The 17,949-nt window shown below is 45.5% G+C and carries 9 protein-coding genes and 1 tRNA gene; 7 read left to right on the top strand and 3 right to left on the bottom strand.

Annotated features, from left to right (window positions below; translation table 11 throughout):
* Positions 1 to 221: 221 nt before the first annotated feature.
* Positions 222 to 292 (bottom strand) — tRNA-Gln (locus tag AAEO56_RS15485).
* A gap of 399 nt (positions 293 to 691) precedes the next feature.
* Between AAEO56_RS15485 and AAEO56_RS15480 the strand changes: the two genes are divergently transcribed.
* The 5 genes from AAEO56_RS15480 to AAEO56_RS15460 all read left to right on the top strand — a co-directional run bounded on the left by AAEO56_RS15480 (position 692) and on the right by AAEO56_RS15460 (position 11,601).
* The gene (locus tag AAEO56_RS15480) at positions 692 to 3,985 is read left to right on the top strand and encodes a DUF2723 domain-containing protein (RefSeq protein ID WP_341697968.1); all 3,294 of its coding nucleotides are present in this window, start codon (positions 692 to 694) and stop codon (positions 3,983 to 3,985) included.
* Positions 3,986 to 4,003: 18 nt separating this feature from the next.
* Positions 4,004 to 4,819: a GIY-YIG nuclease family protein gene (locus tag AAEO56_RS15475; RefSeq protein WP_341697967.1), complete on the top strand. Its 816-nt coding sequence runs from the start codon at positions 4,004 to 4,006 to the stop codon at positions 4,817 to 4,819.
* 108 nt (positions 4,820 to 4,927) lie between these two features.
* The gene (locus tag AAEO56_RS15470; RefSeq protein ID WP_341697966.1) at positions 4,928 to 6,733 is read left to right on the top strand and encodes a serine hydrolase; all 1,806 of its coding nucleotides are present in this window, start codon (positions 4,928 to 4,930) and stop codon (positions 6,731 to 6,733) included.
* A gap of 680 nt (positions 6,734 to 7,413) precedes the next feature.
* Positions 7,414 to 10,695: a DUF2723 domain-containing protein gene (locus AAEO56_RS15465; protein WP_341697965.1), complete on the top strand. Its 3,282-nt coding sequence runs from the start codon at positions 7,414 to 7,416 to the stop codon at positions 10,693 to 10,695.
* Between the two features lie 273 nt (positions 10,696 to 10,968).
* Positions 10,969 to 11,601 carry a polysaccharide deacetylase family protein gene (locus AAEO56_RS15460; RefSeq protein WP_341697964.1) on the top strand — a complete coding sequence of 211 codons (633 nt, stop codon included), beginning with the start codon at positions 10,969 to 10,971 and terminating at the stop codon, positions 11,599 to 11,601.
* Here the strand turns inward: AAEO56_RS15460 and AAEO56_RS15455 are convergent.
* Together AAEO56_RS15455 and AAEO56_RS15450 are read right to left on the bottom strand one after the other, a co-directional pair.
* Positions 11,598 to 11,894 (bottom strand): thioredoxin family protein, encoded by a 297-nt coding sequence (locus AAEO56_RS15455; protein WP_341697963.1) that lies wholly within the window; start codon positions 11,892 to 11,894, stop codon positions 11,598 to 11,600. The two genes, AAEO56_RS15460 and AAEO56_RS15455, sit on opposite strands and share 4 nt — an antisense overlap.
* 73 nt (positions 11,895 to 11,967) lie before the next feature.
* The gene (locus AAEO56_RS15450; RefSeq protein ID WP_341697962.1) at positions 11,968 to 13,200 is read right to left on the bottom strand and encodes a metallophosphoesterase; all 1,233 of its coding nucleotides are present in this window, start codon (positions 13,198 to 13,200) and stop codon (positions 11,968 to 11,970) included.
* 430 nt (positions 13,201 to 13,630) lie between these two features.
* On the opposite strand from AAEO56_RS15450, the gene polA reads away from it, so the two are divergent.
* A complete protein-coding gene (gene polA, locus AAEO56_RS15445) occupies positions 13,631 to 16,462 on the top strand; it encodes a DNA polymerase I (protein ID WP_341697961.1) in 2,832 nt (943 codons plus the stop codon).
* A gap of 138 nt (positions 16,463 to 16,600) precedes the next feature.
* Positions 16,601 to 17,923 (top strand): serine hydrolase domain-containing protein, encoded by a 1,323-nt coding sequence (locus AAEO56_RS15440; protein ID WP_341697960.1) that lies wholly within the window; start codon positions 16,601 to 16,603, stop codon positions 17,921 to 17,923.
* Positions 17,924 to 17,949: the final 26 nt, after the last annotated feature.

Genomic DNA, 17,949 nt, shown 5'->3' with positions numbered 1-17,949 from the left:
TCTAAACAGTTTCTATAAACATGCCGTCCCTCGGGACTTCTGAGAGGCAGTTCCGGCGGGGCGTTATGTTTAGAGATTGTCGGCCTCATACAGCTCAGAGTTCCGGAGGAACGGCATATGAAAACCTTCAACTTCTCCTGATCAGCTATTATCAATACCGTTGTGGATTTTCATGGCACAACCCAACACAAAAAAGCCTCTCATTTCTGAGAGGCTTTTTGTTGACCTACTAGGACTCGAACCTAGAACGACTGAACCAAAATCAGCTGTGTTACCATTACACCATAGGTCAATTTTGCTATTTGCTCTGTTTTTCCTGCTTTTACAGGCGCTCGCAGAACTTGTTTGCGGGTGCAAATGTAGCACATAATTTTTTTATTGCAAATTTTTGCAGAAAAATATTGAAAATAAATTACACCTAAATCGTAATGCACTTATTTATACGATTATGGAGTTCGCTTTGAGAAAGATTTTTTTTTAACAATCGAGCTAAAACATAATACTCAACTAAATTTCAGGTAATGATCATCCAACAATGATATTCCTTCGTTCGCTCCTAAAAAAAGTCAGATCAGGCGAGGCAATAAAACTCTGATATCCCTGTTACTAAAACAATATTTGCGAGCCTGATAAATATTATTGTCGTAAAAATACTTTCTTTGTATCATAATTAACTTTCCGCACCAATTATATGACAAACTTTGATTTCAGGAAATGGAATACCGCTATAGGCTGGTCGCTGTTTACCGTTGCCCTTAGTATTTACAGCGCAACCGTAGAACGCACCCTCAGCTTTTGGGATTGCGGTGAGTATATTGCCACAGCCGCAAAGCTTGAGGTAGGCCACCCGCCCGGTGCACCACTCTTCCAGATGGCAGGCGCTTTCTTCTCGATGTTCGCCTTTGGCGATACCAGTAAGGTCGCGTTAATGGTGAATATGGTTTCGGTGTTTTCGAGCGCGTTTACCATACTGTTCATGTACTGGTCGCTCACCATCCTCCTGAAAAACATGGTTTCGGGCTTTACCGAATTTAACCGCAATAACGCCATCATGGTACTGGGTAGCGCTGCTGTCGGGAGCCTTGCGTTCCTGTTTTCGGACAGCTTTTGGTTCAACGGTACTGAGGCCGAGGTATACGCCATGGCATCGCTGTTTATCGCCATACTCTTTTGGGCCGGGCTCAAATGGGGCGAAGACATGCATACACCGCGCGGCAATAAGTGGCTGCTTCTCATATCGCTGCTGCTGGGGCTTTCGTTCGGGGTGCACTTCCTGGCGCTGCTCACAATTCCGTCTATAGGAATGATCTATTACTTTAAGAATTATAAAACAGTAACGGTAAAGAGTTTCATTATTGCCAACATTGCTACCGTGGCCATATTGTTCTTTGTATTTAAATTCCTGCTGCCTTACACGATGGGGCTTTTTGGTAAAACAGAAATCTTTATGGTGAACAGCATGGGGCTGCCATTCGATTCGGGTACCATCTTCCTGTTTGCCCTGATCGCCGCTTTCTTTTACTTCGGCCTTCGTTATACAAAGAAAAAAGCAAAACCTTTCGCGAACACCCTGCTGCTGTGCCTGTTATTCCTGCTCATCGGTTTTTCCACCTGGATGCTCCTGCCTATAAGGGCCAACGCCGATGTGGTGATCAATGAAAATAAGCCATCGGATGCCGCCGAGCTACTTGCCTACTACAACCGTGAGCAGTATGGCGAACAGAAAACCTTCTACGGGCCGCTTTATACCGAAGTGTACAGCGGGCTCGATAAAAAGAACCCATACAAAGATGCCGCGCCCAACTATGAGCGCGATTACAAGACCAATAAATATGTGATCGTTAATAATTATAAAAACGCCAAGCAAAACCCGGACGAGAGCCACGGCGCTTTCCTGCCAAGGATGACAAGCTCTGAACATGCCGCCAACTACATGATGTTTTCGGGTCCGCCGAAATTCAGGATCGACCCGGCATACGATTACAGTAACGACCTGAGGCAATATGGCATTGACGTGGAACAGTTGGACGATGCGCAGGCAATGGCTGCAATCAACCAGATAAGGGGCGAATTTGAAGGTGTCGTTGCCGATTTCAGAAAAGCGTACGCACAGGGCGATGTGGGCAATGAGGAACTGGATAAATTCCTGAAAGCCTACAAGCAATACCTTATTATTGAGAAGCCTTCTTTTGGTGACAATATGGCTTTTATGTTCGAATACCAGTTCGGCTACATGTACTGGCGCTACCTGATGTGGAACTTCACCGGCCGCCAGAACGACGTGCAGGGAGAGCTTGACAACCAGAACGGCAACTGGATAAGCGGCATTACCTTCCTTGACGAAATGAGGCTCGGCCCACAGGACGCACTTACCACAGATATGAAAAACAATAAAGGCCGAAATACGTATTTCTTCCTGCCTTTCATCCTTGGATTGATAGGCGCAGTATACCATGCGCGCAAAGACCTGAAGAGCTTTTATGTATTATTGGCGCTGTTCCTGTTTATGGGAATTGCCCTGAAGATATTCCTCAACGAAAAGCCGTTTGAAGTCCGTGAAAGGGATTATGTGCTTGTAGGCTCCTATTACGTTTTTGCCATGTGGATCGCCTTTGGCGTGTATGCAATTTATGACGGGATCAAAACATACATCCAGCCGAAGATCTTGATGCCTGCCGTGCTTGGCGTGACCCTGCTCGCCGTTCCGTTGCTTATGGCTGTCCAAAACTGGGACGACCACGACCGCTCGGGACGTTATACGGCTTTATCTATGGCGAAGGCCTATCTCGACTCGTGCGAACCCAATGCGATACTCTTTACCGTCGGCGACAACGATACCTTCCCGCTGTGGTACGCCCAGGAGGTGGAAGGCTTCCGTACCGATGTGCGCATCGTGTGCTCTACCCTGTTGCCTACCGACTGGTACATTGACCAGATGAAGCGTCAGGCCTATGAGTCGGAGCCGGTGCCGATATCGCTCACCCACGAGCAGTATGTTGATGGTACGAGGGACTTCCTGTTCTTCAACCCGCTCGGCAAAACGAAGGATTCGACAATGAACATCAATGACTTCATGAGGTTTGTAACCCTTGACGATGAAAGGGCAAAAGTGCCGCTGAGCAACGACCATTTGGTAAACTTCTACCCTATTAACAAGCTCCGCATCCCGGTTGACAAGAACCTCATTATTAAAAACAAGGTAGTTTCTCCGCAGCGCTATGATTCTATTGTTTCTAACCTGGAGATTACGCTACCCGAAGAAGCCATCTACAAGCACAACCTGATCATGCTCGACATCATCCGTACCAATAACTGGAAACGCCCGATCTACTTCGCAGGTGGAAGGTTTGACGACGAAGACTACGCATGGTTGAAGGATTACCTGCAGCTGGAAGGTATGGTGTATAAGCTCGTGCCTGTAAAAACACCGATACCGAAAGACGGCAGCCCGCTGGACATGGGTTACATAGATACGGATGACATGTACAACATCGTGATGAAATGGGACTGGGGCAATGGCGGCGATACCAGCATATACCACGACCCGCAGACTCAGAAGAACAGCATTAGCTTCCGGAAAAACCTGGCACGCCTTGGCGAAGCCCTGATAAAAGAAGGAAAGCTGGACAAAGCTAATAAGGTAATCGACCTTGCCATGAAGAACATGCCGGTCGACTATTTTGGCTACTATTTTATATCTGAGCCATTTGCAGGATTATATTATAAAACCGGGCGCAAAAAAGAAGCACGCGAACTGCTGACGAAGCTGATTGGCAAGTACCAGGAAACGCTTGCGTATTATAAATCCCAGTCGGTTACCGACCAGAATGCCCTTGCGAGGGACATCATCGGCTCAATAGAAGCGTACAGAACCCTGCTCATCATCATGGAGGAGAATAACGATACGGAGTTTTTCAATGCCTCGAAAGTTGGGTTTAATAAGGCTAACGGGATGTTTGCAAGGTTTAAGAGGGATAGTGAGTAGGACATAATTAAAAAGAAAATGAACAGCATTAAATTAAACGACATATTACGACTTGACAATCTTAACAATGTGAAGATTCGTTTCAATTTAATGTTCGCCCAAAATTGGAATCCGATAGAACTTTTTAAAAATGGCGACACATCTACAATGCTTGGTGGTCAATATTGGAATTATAACAGAAACAAATCATACAAAACAGGACAAATCACAATTGGACTTGTTAAGATAAAGCCGAATGAAGATCTTTGGTTGTTGTTTCATATTGGACAGGTAACTAATGACTTGAATATACTCAACGGTGTTGGTTACGAATATCAAGACCTGCCCGAATACAAAAAATATATAGGCCGTTTAATCGTAAAATTTAAGAACAAAGCACAGACAATGATTCGTAATGCCGAATCAGTAATTGACATTTGTTATGTATATCAAATTTTACCTGACACTTTTGACAACGACATATTTCCAGGTTACGAAAATGTAAATATTTCTTGGGACGAAATGAACCGAGTATTAGAAAAGGACAACTGGAAAACAGCACTTCAAAATCAAAAAGGAGTTTACTTAATGACCGACATTTCAAACGGAAAAAAATATGTTGGTTCAGCATACGGAGATACTATGATTTTAGGACGTTGGAGATCATATGTAATAAATGGTCACGGTGGAAACGTTGGACTTAAAAATCTGACTTTTGACCATATTAAACAAAATTTCAAATACTCAATTCTTAGCATTTACAAATCAACTACTGACGACCAAATTATTATTAACAGTGAAAGTTGGTGGAAAGAAGTTTTACAAAGCAGACAATTTGGTTACAATGAAAATTGATGAACGAGATAGAGCTATTCGTTATAACATCAGTTTGGCAATATGGCGCTGTTAACATTGTCCCCACTAAATCGTAAACCACAACCAAATAAAACCAATAAACCATCCATGAAAAAAAATTACTTACTATCCTTACTTTTGGTGTTTGCCGTTTCGGCTTATGCCCAAAAAGACAAACGCCTGAAAGGCATTGAAAAAGACCTGAATGAATTACTGAAAACCGCAAATGCCGCGGGATTCTCGGTTGCTGTAGTAGAGAATGATAAAGTAATCTACTCCGCCGGGTTTGGCTACAGGGACTATGAAAATAAAATTCCCGTTGACCCCAACACGCTTTTTGCGATAGGCTCCAGCACCAAGGCGTTTACTTCTGCCGTGCTAGGGTCATTAAGAAATGAAGGCAAGCTGGCCTTTACCGACAGCCCGCTGAAATACGTGCCTGAGCTTAAATTCTACAACAATGACCTTAATGGCAACGTGAATATCGAAGACTTGATGAGCCACCGCACGGGCATTCCGCGCCATGACTTTTCGTGGTACTTTTTCCCAACCCATAGCAGGGACAGTATCATCCAAAGGATAAAATACCAGGAGCCGTTTACCGGATTAAGGCAGCAGTGGTATTACAACAACTTTATGTTTACCGTGCAGGGCGTTATCGCCGAAAAAATAACCGGCAAAAGCTGGGAGGACAACATCAGGGAACGTTTCCTTGCCCCCTTGGGAATGACCCGCACCAATGTGACCATTGCCGAAATGAAGGCGGCTTCCAACGCGGCTTTTGGCTACGAGCTGAAAAAGAATAACGTGATAAGCAAAATGGATTACTACGATATTGCCGCAATGGCACCTGCAGGCAGCATCAACAGCAGCGCCAACGATATGGCCAACTGGCTGATCACCTGGATCAACAAAGGAAAATTCAAAGGCAAGGAAATTTTGCCCGAAAATTACGTGACGGAAGCGATGAGTTCCCATGCTGTAATAGCAGGCGCACTGCCTTCGGAGGAACTACCCAACAACTACTTCTCAAACTACGGTTACGGATGGATGCTCATGTCTTATAAAGGGTTCTACAGGGTAGAGCACGGCGGAAACATTGACGGGTTTTCGGCAAGTGTTGCGTTTTTCCCTTCTTCTAAAATAGGTATTGTTGTGCTTACCAACCAAAATGGGTCGCGGATACCGTCATTGGTTAGGAACACCATTGCCGACAGGATGCTGGGTGTTGATAAGACCGACTGGAATGCAATGCTCGCAAAAGAACTGAAAGAAGGGAAGGAAGCAGAAGAAAAAGCAAAGAAAGAGCCTGCTAAAAAAGAGGAAACGGCAAACCACACACCTTCGCACCCACTTGATGATTACACAGGGCTGTTTACCAATCCCGGCTATGGCACCTTTGAGATCGTGAAGAAAAATGACTCCCTCTTTGCAGTTTTTAAACAAACGCGGTTTTACCTGAAGCACAAGCATTATGATATATTTTCCCCTTATGATGCAAAGGATAAGGTAATTGACACATCGGAAGATTCCGATGGTATGTTCATGAACTTTACTACCAATGATGCAGGCGAGATATCGGGGGTTAAGCTGAAGGTAGAATCATCACTTGACCACCCTATCGAATTTAAGCGGACGCCAAAAGAGGTTGCTGTAGAGGCAGACGTATTAAACAAGTATATTGGGGATTATGAGATCTCAGGAATGACGGTGAAGGTTTCTGTAAAAGAGAATAAGTTGTACCTGTTTGTTCCCGGCCAACCGGAATATGAGCTTACTCCAACTTCAGAAACCATGTATGTAATTACAACGCTGGATGGATATAAAGCAGAGTTCATTCCCGGAGACAACGGAAAAATAAAAGAACTGACACTGCACCAGCCGAATGGTAAATTTACAGCGGTGAAGAAGTAAAAGCTATAGTATGATTGTATAAAGGGCTGCCGGTTTGGTGGCCCTTTTTTCTGTCAGCGTGTCTTTTACCGTAAGGGTCAGTCATGCCATTGGTAATACCTTAAATACTCTCGTGCGGTCATTGCGAGCGGAAGAATGAAGCGCGGCAATCTTTCAGGGGGTGATGCACTAGTTGCTGTGGAAAGATTGCTTCGTCGTTCCTCCTCGCAATGACGCGGAACGCGAAGAAACCTAATCACCCGCTCCGCAAAGTCTCTGACTTTGTGGAGGTGTTTAAAGGTCTCTGACCTTTTATATGTATGTCGGAGACATCCCAATGCGTCCACAAAGTAAGAGACTTTGCGGAGCGGGATTTATTCCCGAAGGGAAATCCTTAGTGGAAATGTAATTAATCTACCGAAATAGATTCCCTATCGGGAAATTTTGGAATAACTGGCAGCTATCGCGTAGCGATTAAATTTGGGTAGAAATGATATTACGCAACAGTACGTCTTTCCCGTAGGGAATAAATTTCGCCTTACCTTAATGTTGTTACAATCCCATGATTCGGTACAGTTGTGAACCTTGTGCAAATCTTGGTGCTCATTGGTTAAATTCTGAATATCGCTAAAAAACAGCTTTACCTTTCCTAAAAAAATAGTTTCTTTGCAGTTAGAATAATTTGGAATAACCTATCCTTCATGATAACATTCAATTTCAAAAAATGGAATACCACCCTCGGGTGGTCTGTTTTTACCATTGCCCTCGTCACTTTCTCGATGACTGTAGAGCCTACCATGAGCTTTTGGGACTGCGGGGAGTATATTGCCACAGCCGCCAAACTCGAAGTAGGCCACCCGCCGGGAGCCCCGCTTTACCAAATGATGGGCGCCTTCTTTGCCATGTTTGCCTCAGGCCCGGATAAAGTCGCACTGATGGTGAATATGATGTCGGTATTCTCGAGCGCGTTTACGATATTGTTCATGTTTTGGTCGCTTACCATCGTGCTGCGCAACCTTATTACCAAATTCTCTGAATTCAATAACAATAATGCGATCGCCATACTCGGGGCTTCGGCTGTGGGGAGCCTTGCCTTCACATTCTCCGACAGCTTCTGGTTCAATGCCGTAGAGGCTGAGGTATACGCCATGGCATCACTTTTCATCGCACTATTGCTTTGGCTCGGGCTTCGCTGGGGTGAAGAAATGCACACGCCGCGCGGCAACAAGTGGCTGCTCATCATATCGCTTGTTATCGGGCTTTCGTTCGGGGTACACTTTATGGCGCTCCTTGCCATCCCTTCGATAGGGTTTATTTATTTCTTTAAAAACTACGAAAAAGTTACGGTTAAGAGCTTCATCATAGCCAATGTGGTCATCGTGGCCATACTCCTATTCATATTCAAATTATTACTGCCTTATACCATGGCGCTTTTCGGGTTAACCGAAATATTCATGGTAAACTCATTGGGAATGCCGTTCAACTCCGGCACCATTTTCGTAACCCTTACCATCCTTGCTTTCTTTTATTTTGGCTTTAGCTATACAAAGAAAAAAGGGCTGCCTGTTTACAATACAATGCTGCTTTGCGTGCTGTTCATCCTCATTGGGTTCTCTACCTGGATGATGCTGCCGATACGTGCCAATGCCAATGTGGTTATCAATGAGAACAAGCCGTCGGATGCTGCCGAGGTACTGGCCTACTACAACAGGGAGCAGTACGGCGAGCAAAAGCTCTTTTACGGGCCGATGTTCTCGGACACTTATGCGGGGCTTGACAAAGTAAGGCCTTATGAAGACGAGAAGCCCAACTACCAAAGGGATTATAAAACAGGCAAATATGTTATTGTAAACAACTTTAAGAACGCCAAGCAAAATACCGACGACCACCACAAAGGGCTGATGCCAAGGATGTGGAGCACCGAGCACTCGGCTAACTATATGAGGTTTACCAAGCCGCTTGAGTTCCGGATCGACCCTGCATACGATTTTTCGGAAGACCTGGCACGCTACGGATTGCCGATAAATGAAATGAGCGACGAAGACCTTGGCAGGGCTATGGCCGAAGCACGTGGGCAGATAGAAGCTGCAGTCGCAGAATTCAGGACGGAGTTCAACAAAGGCAACGCGGATTATGAAGATTATGATAAATTCCTGAACAAATACAGCAGGTACCTTATTGTTGAGAAGCCTTCTTTTGCATCGAATATGCAATATATGTTCCAGTTCCAGTTTGGTTACATGTACTGGCGCTACCTGATGTGGAACTTTACCGGCAGGCAAAACGACATACAGGGCCGTTATGACAATATTGACGGTAACTGGTTAAGCGGCATCAAGCCGGTAGACACGATCTTCCTGGGGCCACAGGACAACCTTCCTTCTGACCAGGCGAACAACAAAGGGCGCAATGTATATTTCTTCCTTCCGTTCCTGCTCGGCGTTATAGGCCTTGCTTTCCATGCTAAAAAAGATCCCAAGAGCTTTTATGTTCTGCTGGCGTTGTTCCTTTTTACAGGGCTTGCGCTAAAAATATACCTTAATGAAAGGCCGTTCGAGCCGCGTGAGCGTGACTATGCGCTGGTAGGCTCCTTCTACGTCTTCGCCATGTGGATAGGCATTGGCGTATATGCCATTTACGATACCATTAAAAAATACATGCAGCCGAAAATTGCAGGGCCTGTAGTGATTGCCGTTACGATGCTTGCCGCACCGGTGCTTATGGCTTCGCAAAACTGGGATGACCATGACCGTTCGGATCGTTATACCGCGCTTGCTATGGCGAAAGCCTACCTTTCGTCGTGCGATAAGAATGCGATACTCTTTACCATTGGTGACAACGATACCTTCCCGCTGTGGTATGCACAGGAAGTGGAAGGCTATCGTACCGACGTGCGTATCGTAAATACCAGCTTATTAATGACCGACTGGTATATTGACCAGATGAAGGCCAAGGCGTATGAGTCGGAACCAATGCCGATATCATTTACCCACGACCAGTACAAGCAGGGAACACGCGACTATATGTTCTTTGACCAGGGTACCGATAAGCGTTGGGCTATCGGCGATTTCATCAAGTTCCTGGCTACTGACGACCCGCGTGCGCAAAGGGAGCTGAGCAATGGCCACATGGTGAATTTTTACCCGACCAACAAAATCAGGATGATGGTAAACAGGGAGGAGATCATTAAGAACAAAATTGTTTCACCAAAATTATATGACTCTATTGTGCCGTATATCGATATTGACATCAAAGGTGATGCATTGTACAAAAACCGCCTGATGATGCTCGATATCTTTTACCAGAATAATTGGAAAAGGCCGATGTATTTTACCGGAGGCAGCTTTGGCGACGATGACTACCTTTGGATGAAAGACTACCTGCAGCTTGACGGTATGGTGTATAAACTTGTACCAATGAAGACACCAATACCTAAAGACGGGAACCCACTGGATATGGGGTATATTGATACCGACAAGATGTACAACATCGTGATGTCGTGGGATTGGGGTAACAGCGAAAGCCCGAAAATTTACCATGACCCTGAAACCCGTAAGAACAGCATTACCTACCGCACCAACCTTGCCAGGCTGATGGAAGCGCTCATCAAGGAGGGTAAAATGGACAAGGCAGAGAAGATCATTGACCTTGCCATGAAAAAAATGCCGGTGGAGTATTACGAATACTATACGCTGCTGGAGCCTTATGCTACCGGGTATTATGAGATTGGCAAAAAAGCGGAGGCACGGAAGCTTTTGGATAAAGTGATCAAGAAATACCAGGAGAACCTCGACTTCTTTGCGGGCTATTCGCCATCGGAGCAGAATGATGCACACATAGATATCATTACCAATATAGAGCGCTACAGGAGCCTTCTGTATATTATGGATGACAACGGCGATAAAGAATATTATGAAGCTGCGAAGAAGGTATTCAACAAATACAACAGCAGGTTCAAAATGCACAGGAGAGAGGATTTGTAGATCTTTTCCAATTGAATGAAAGATGCAGCAGGAAGACTTGCTGCATTTTTTATTTGCCTTTATAGAGGTTATACCGCAGAGATGCACAGAGAAGTCATAGAGTTCCACGGAGAAAAATTTAAATAGATTTAGAAGTCCACAGAGTCTTTATTCTGCTTTAGCAGAATTCTCTGAGAGCTCTGACAACTAAAAAAATTCTGTGGACTCTGTGACTTCTCTGTGCATCTCTGTGTAACAATTCATTTAGAAACAAAAACACTTTATCTTTGCCCAATGAAATTCTATTGGGTAAAAACGCGGTGGTTTATCAGGAAGCTGTTTCCCGGCTATGTATGGAATATCCCTAATTCCACCAAAACCGTTTACCTCACCTTTGACGACGGCCCCACACCTGAAGTGACGGAATGGGTGCTTGACATTCTGAAAGAACATGATATCAGGGCCACATTCTTTTGCATTGGCAATAACATCGAAAAGCATCCTCATATTTTTAAAAAAATAGTTGAAGCAGGGCACGCCATTGGCAACCATACCTTCAACCACCTCAACGGCTGGAATACCGATAACGCCAACTACTTTCAAAACATTGCCGCCTGCGAAAAATGGATAGCCGGTGCTTCAGGGGCGCAACTGTTTCGTCCGCCGTATGGCAAAATAAAAAAGTCGCAGAAGAAAGAGGTGCAGAAAATGGGTTACCGGATTGTAATGTGGGATGTGCTCAGCGCCGACTTCGACCAAAGTATTTCGCCGGAAAAGTGTCTGGACAATGTAATAAGCAACACCACCAATGGCAGCGTCATTATATTCCACGACAGCATTAAGGCAAATATAAATATGCGCTATGCATTGCCAAAAGCAATTGAATATTTAAAAGGAAAGGGATTTCGGTTTGCGGCTATAGATTAAAGCTGCTCCTGCACAAGGCCTATGATGGTGTTCGCATCCAGCTCGCCGCTCTGCCTCCATACCATTTGCCCGTCTTTGTAGATCATCAGCGTAGGAAGCCCCTTTATCCTTAGGGCATCGGCCAGCTCCTGGTTTTTATCCACATCAATTTTAATGACTTTAGCCTTGTCTCCAAGCGCGGCAGCCACATCGCGTATCACCGGATGCATGGATACCGAAGGCTCGTTCCACTCTGTATAAAAATCGATAAGTACAGGCACATGGGAGTTTATAAGTTCTCCAAATTTTGACATAAAATTGAAATTTTAAACTAATTTAAAACCGTTTTATTAGCAATGATTATACAAATATAATATAATTACTATATTATGATGCTTTTTGCCCTTTTTTTAGTTGGATAACTGTGATTTCCGGCCAAATCCCTACCCGGCCCGGATAGCCATGGAAGCCAAACCCGCGGTTTACGTACACATAACGCCCAACGTTTTCGTACAGCCCTGCCCATTGTTTATACACATATTGAACCGGGCTCCACTTGAAAAAGCCGGGGATTTCTATACCGAACTGCAGGCCGTGCGTATGCCCGCTCAGGGTAAGGTGGTAATTGTTTTTATGGTTCTTTACCTCCGCGTCCCAGTGCGACGGGTCGTGGCTCATCAGTATCTTGAAGTTATCGGGAGTAAGCCCCTGTGAAGCTTTGCTGAGGTCGCCTGCCTGCTTGAAGTTGACACCCCAGTTCTCTACCCCTACCAAAGCGATCTCCTGCCCGCCTTTTTCCAGCTTCACATGCTCATTAAGCAGCAGCTTAAAATTGATCTGCCTGTGCAGGTCTTTTATATCCTCAAAATTTTGCTGTTTTGCTTTTTGCGAGGGCCATTCCACGTACTCACCGTAGTCATGGTTGCCCAGCACGGAATATTTGCCAAAGGGAGCCGATTCTATCCTTTTAAAGGCTTCGATCCATGGGTGCATTTCTTCGGCATGGGTGTTCACGATGTCGCCCGTAAAAAGGATGAGGTCGCTTTGCTGTTCGTTAATGAGGCCTATAGCATGCTCTATCTCTTCGGCATCATCAAAACTGCCACTGTGGATATCGGAGATGTGCGTGATGGTCATACCCTCAAAATTATCTGGGAGATCAGGGAAATACAGGATTTCATTCCGAACTTTGTAATTGTATTTCCCCCATTTCATTCCGTAAAGGAGCGAAAGGAAAGGGATTGCCGCTATCCCGAAAGCAACCTGGCTTACAAATTTGCGGCGGTCCTGAAGGAAAGACTCGTCTTCGTTACCGAGGAATGACCTAATAAGTCCGTCGATAATACGGAATACATCTTCGCCCAACAGTATGATCCCGACAATCATTTTCGGGACAACCGTGAGCAGCATAAGCCCCACGGTAAAGAGGGAACGCTTATTTGGGCCAACAGTGCGGTCGTATTGTGTGAACGACCAGATGATAAAAGCGATGATGAGCAGCGAAATGCCGGCATAAGCCCAAAGCATCCACCGGGCTTTAACGACTGTTTTTACGGCAAAAAAAGTATAGACTTCGCCAAGGACTATGGCTATGAGTATGAAGATGAAAGCGCGACGCATTTAGATTTGTTTTTACAAAGAAACGAATAAGGCGGCAAATTGTTACAAAGAATGTTGCAGTAGTTTCCACTAATGGAAGAAGGAACGCGGACGTGGCGGATCTTGGCGGATCGACACGGATTTTGTTAGGGGACCTGAAACCTAAAATAGCTATACCACAGAGATGCTCTGAGTAGGCACAGAGACACACAGAGTTTTTAGGAGACCACCTTTGGTGTGAGGCCACAGAGCGTTATGTTTGTTAGCCCCTGCTCTGTGAACTCGCGCGAAACGCGCCTAACTCAAAATTTCTCTGTGTATCTCTGAGCTTTCTCTGTGAGTCTCTGTGGTAGTTTTTGAAAATATGCCGGTTCATTTGTCTTATCAGAAGGTATTTTAAATTAGAAATTCTCCATCGGTTTGATTATTTTTACGGTCAAATATTTTTTTCATGTCACAACAGAAACGACTTTTCCTGCTCGATGCCTACGCACTGATATTCCGTGGTTATTACGCCTTTATCAAAAATCCCCGCATCAATTCGAAAGGGATGGACACCTCGGCGATATTCGGTTTTACCAACTCCTTGCTGGATGTGATCAAGCGCGAAAAGCCCGACCATCTTGCGGTGGCGTTCGATAAGGAAGGAAGTACCGTGCGAAATGAGTTGTATAGTGATTATAAAGCCAACCGCAGCGCAACGCCCGAAGCTATAATGCTGGCCATACCATATATACAGGACATACTGAAAGCCATGCACATACCGGTTATCGAGGAGGCGGGATGCGAGGCCGACGACCTTATAGGCACTGTGGCAAAGCAGGCTGAAAAGGAAGGCTACAAGGTATTTATGGTGACACCCGATAAGGATTTTGCACAGCTGGTAAGCGACAATATATTCATCTACCGACCGGCAAGGCTGGGGAATGGCATTGAGATATGGGGCGTGCCCGAAGTTTTGGAGCGTTTCGAAATTGAAAGGCCGGAGCAGGTGATCGATTACCTGGGAATGATGGGCGATGCGGTGGATAACATTCCGGGACTGCCCGGCGTGGGTGAAAAGACCGCCAAGAAGTTCCTGAAAGACTACGGCACAATGGAAAACCTACTGGCCCATACCCATGAACTGAAAGGCAAACTGCGCGAGAATATTGAGGCTAACAAGGATAAAGGCATCATGTCGAAAAAGCTGGCAACCATTATAACCGACTGTAATGTTACCTTTAATGAAACGGATTATGAGCTGACGAAGCCCGATACCGAAAAGGTAGAAGCGATATTCAACGAGCTGGAATTCCGCCGTATGGCCGACCAGTTCCACAGGTTGTTTTCGCATGGGGAAGAATTCGATACCATTGCCACATCAGGCTATTCGCCAACAAAGACTATTACCAGCGGGGAGCAGCAATTTTCGTTGTTCGATGAAGGCGCTGCCGACCCGAATGCGGAAATGGCGCCAAGTTTCTATGAAACCCTGGATACTACCGACCATTTCTACCAGCTTGTACAAGGTAATATGGCCATAAGCCTGCTGCTGCGCGATATGCTGAAACAGCCCGTAGTGAGTTTTGACACCGAGACTACCGATATTTGTGCCCTTACGGCAGAGTTGGTCGGGATGTCTTTTTCTTGGGAGAAAGGGAAAGGCTTTTACGTTCCCGTACCCGCCGACCGTGCCGAAGCGCAGGAGATCGTTAATAAATTCATCCCGTTCTTTGAGGATGAGAATATAGAGAAAGTAGGCCAGAACCTTAAATACGACCTGGAAGTATTAGCCAGTTATGGCATTACCGTAAAAGGAAAATTCTTCGATACGATGCTGGCACACTACCTCATCAACCCGGATATGCGCCACGGCATGGACATACTGGCGGAAACCTACTTGAGGTATTCGCCCATGCCTATTGAGGCGCTCATTGGTAAAAAGGGCAAAGGCCAGAAAACGATGCGCGATGTAGATGTAGAAATGGTGAAAGAGTACGCCGTTGAAGATGCCGACATCACATTACAATTAAAAGAAGTGTTTGCGCCACAACTGGAGCAAACCGGGACACGCAAGCTTTTTGACGAGATAGAAGTACCATTGATGCCCGTACTGGCAAGCATGGAACAGGAAGGCATTAACCTTGACGTCGCCTACCTGAAAGAGCTTTCTGCAGAACTGGCAAGCGACATAAAAGGATTAGAGCAAAAAATATACGAAAACGCGGGGGAGAAATTCAACCTGGGTTCGCCGAAACAGCTGGGTGAGATATTATTCGACAAGCTGAAAATAGGCGGCGTTAAGCAAAAGAAAACCAAGACCGGACAATATGCCACCGGAGAGGACGTGCTTTCTTACCTTGCGCTTACCAACCCATTCGTACAGGACATACTGGACTGGAGGCAACTGGTAAAACTACAGAATACCTATGTGGACGCACTGCCGCTTCAGGTTAAACCGAAGACAGGCCGTGTGCATACCGACTATATGCAAGCCGTGGCGGCTACGGGCCGCTTGAGTTCCAATAATCCTAACCTTCAGAATATCCCTATCCGTACCGAGAGGGGCAGGCAGATACGAAAAGCCTTTGTGGCCCGCGATGCCGACCATACCATAGTATCTGCGGATTACTCGCAAATAGAATTACGTATTATTGCGGCACTGAGCGGCGACCCGGAAATGGTGAAGGCTTTCCAAAATAATGAGGACATCCACGCCTCGACAGCAGCCAAAGTGTTTAACGTACCGCTGGCAGAAGTGACCCGCGAGCAGCGAAGCCACGCAAAAACGGTGAACTTTGGTATTGTGTATGGGGTTTCGGCGTTCGGACTAAGCAATCAAACCTCGCTGAGCCGTACCGAATCGAAAGACCTTATTGACGCGTATTACCAAACATACCCAACACTGAAGAATTACATTAACGAACAGGTGGAAACTGCCCGCGAGCAGGGCTTTGTACAAACTATATCGGGGCGCAGGCGTTACCTGAAGGACATCAACTCCCAAAACCAGGTAGTGCGGGGAGCAGCGGAACGAAATGCTGTAAACGCGCCAATACAGGGAAGTGCCGCTGACATTATAAAGATTGCTATGATCAATATACAAAAGCGCCTGGTGAATGAGAACTGGAAAAGCAAGATGCTGCTGCAGGTGCATGATGAGCTTGTGTTCGATGTTCACAACAGTGAGCTGGAGCGCATCAAGCCAATGATCAAGGAAGAGATGGAAAGCGCGTTTAAGCTGGATGTGCCTTTGGAAGTGGATATGGGCGAAGGGCGGAACTGGCTGGAAGCGCATTAAAAGCCGCTGTCATTCTGAACAAAGCGCAGCGTAGTGAAGAATCTCAATTACGGCCTGAGATTCTTCCTTCGTCAGAATGACAAACAGCACATAACATTTTCAATGTACCTACGTTATAGTAAGTCTAATCAAATAATCATGAAGAAATTATTTTTATCCTTATTTGTTTTAGCGATTACGCTGCCTGCATTCGCGCAGGGCGAGGCTAAATACCGCAAGATCGACAGCCTGCTTGTTTATTTCAACAGGAACGATAAATTTATGGGCGCTCTGAGCATTCGTGAAAAAGGCAGGGTCGTATTTGAAAAAGCCTATGGTTTTACTGATATTGATACTAAAGCAAAAGCAACACCGGATACCAGATACAAGATCGGGTCGGTAACCGAAATGTTCACCGCCGCCATTGTTTTCCAACTGATCGAGGAAAAGAAACTGACATTAGACACTAAGCTCTCGGAGTTTTTTCCTAAAATGAAGAATGCGGAAAAAATTACAATTGCCGATATGCTGGGACATAAAAGCGGCATCTATAATTACACACAGGAGCCTGCTTTTAAAGATTTTTCAGTAAAACTGCAAAACCGTAAGCAGATGCTGGACCGGATACAGGGCTACGAACCTGCATTTGAACCCGGCACGAAAGCGGAACTAAGTAATTCCAATTACCTGCTGCTGGGATACATTATACAGGATATAACCAAAAAAACCTATAAGGAGAATGTAACAGCACGCGTTATAAAAAAGGCGGGGCTGAAAAACACCTATTACTTTACCAAGATCAACCCGAAAAAAAACGAGGCCTACTCCTACGTTGAAACTGACGGGCAATGGATAAAAGAGGACGAGTGGCACGAATCTGCTATTGGGGGTGCCGGTGGACTACAATCTACTGCAAGCGATCTTACGCTGTTTGTAAAGGCGCTGTTCGATGGCAAGATCATAACGAAAACCTCTTTGGGCGAGATGACAAAAATGGAGATGGGCATTGGCCGCGGGGTATTCCATTTTTCTTTTGCGGAGCGAAAGTTTGTCGGCCATAATGGTGACATTGAGGGGTTTTCGGCAGTACTTGGCTACAATCCGAAGGATGACCTCGCCATAGCGCTTACCCTGAATGGCGTAAACACCGACGTTAACGCCTTGGTGATGGGTGTCCTTAGCTGCTATTATAAATTACCCTACCGCTTCCCTGATTTTACATCGGTTGCTGTGGATGACGATGTCCTTAAACGTTATGAAGGCATCTATTCTGCACCTTCACTACCATATAAAGTGAAGATAGCCGCCCGCGAAGGGAAACTGATAGCCATAGCGCTGGAACCGGGACAGGGATCTTTCGAGCTGAACGCATTAAGCGAGAATGAATTCAACTTTGACCCGGCCGACCTTCATATGATATTTAGTGATAAAGGGTTTACGCTGAAGCAGGGCGGGAAGGTTACGGAGTTTAATAAGGAATAGTCTCCCCTCCCGATAGCTATCCGGAC

It is taken from the genome of Flavobacterium arundinis, assembly GCF_038289855.1.
Lineage (GTDB): Bacteria > Bacteroidota > Bacteroidia > Flavobacteriales > Flavobacteriaceae > Flavobacterium > Flavobacterium arundinis.
The sequence above is the reverse complement of the archived record's forward strand: the minus strand, read 5'-3'. Positions and strand labels throughout refer to the sequence as shown.

What these genes read in the sequence shown, in the direction of transcription:
- AAEO56_RS15480 (WP_341697968.1), top strand. Translation starts at nt 692, where the DNA reads ATGACAAACTTTGATTTCAGGAAATGGAATACCGCTATAGGCTGGTCG.
- AAEO56_RS15475 (WP_341697967.1), top strand. Translation starts at nt 4,004, where the DNA reads ATGAACAGCATTAAATTAAACGACATATTACGACTTGACAATCTTAAC.
- AAEO56_RS15470 (WP_341697966.1), top strand. Translation starts at nt 4,928, where the DNA reads ATGAAAAAAAATTACTTACTATCCTTACTTTTGGTGTTTGCCGTTTCG.
- AAEO56_RS15465 (WP_341697965.1), top strand. Translation starts at nt 7,414, where the DNA reads ATGATAACATTCAATTTCAAAAAATGGAATACCACCCTCGGGTGGTCT.
- AAEO56_RS15460 (WP_341697964.1), top strand. Translation starts at nt 10,969, where the DNA reads ATGAAATTCTATTGGGTAAAAACGCGGTGGTTTATCAGGAAGCTGTTT.
- AAEO56_RS15455 (WP_341697963.1), bottom strand. Translation starts at nt 11,894, where the DNA reads ATGTCAAAATTTGGAGAACTTATAAACTCCCATGTGCCTGTACTTATC.
- AAEO56_RS15450 (WP_341697962.1), bottom strand. Translation starts at nt 13,200, where the DNA reads ATGCGTCGCGCTTTCATCTTCATACTCATAGCCATAGTCCTTGGCGAA.
- polA (WP_341697961.1), top strand. Translation starts at nt 13,631, where the DNA reads ATGTCACAACAGAAACGACTTTTCCTGCTCGATGCCTACGCACTGATA.
- AAEO56_RS15440 (WP_341697960.1), top strand. Translation starts at nt 16,601, where the DNA reads ATGAAGAAATTATTTTTATCCTTATTTGTTTTAGCGATTACGCTGCCT.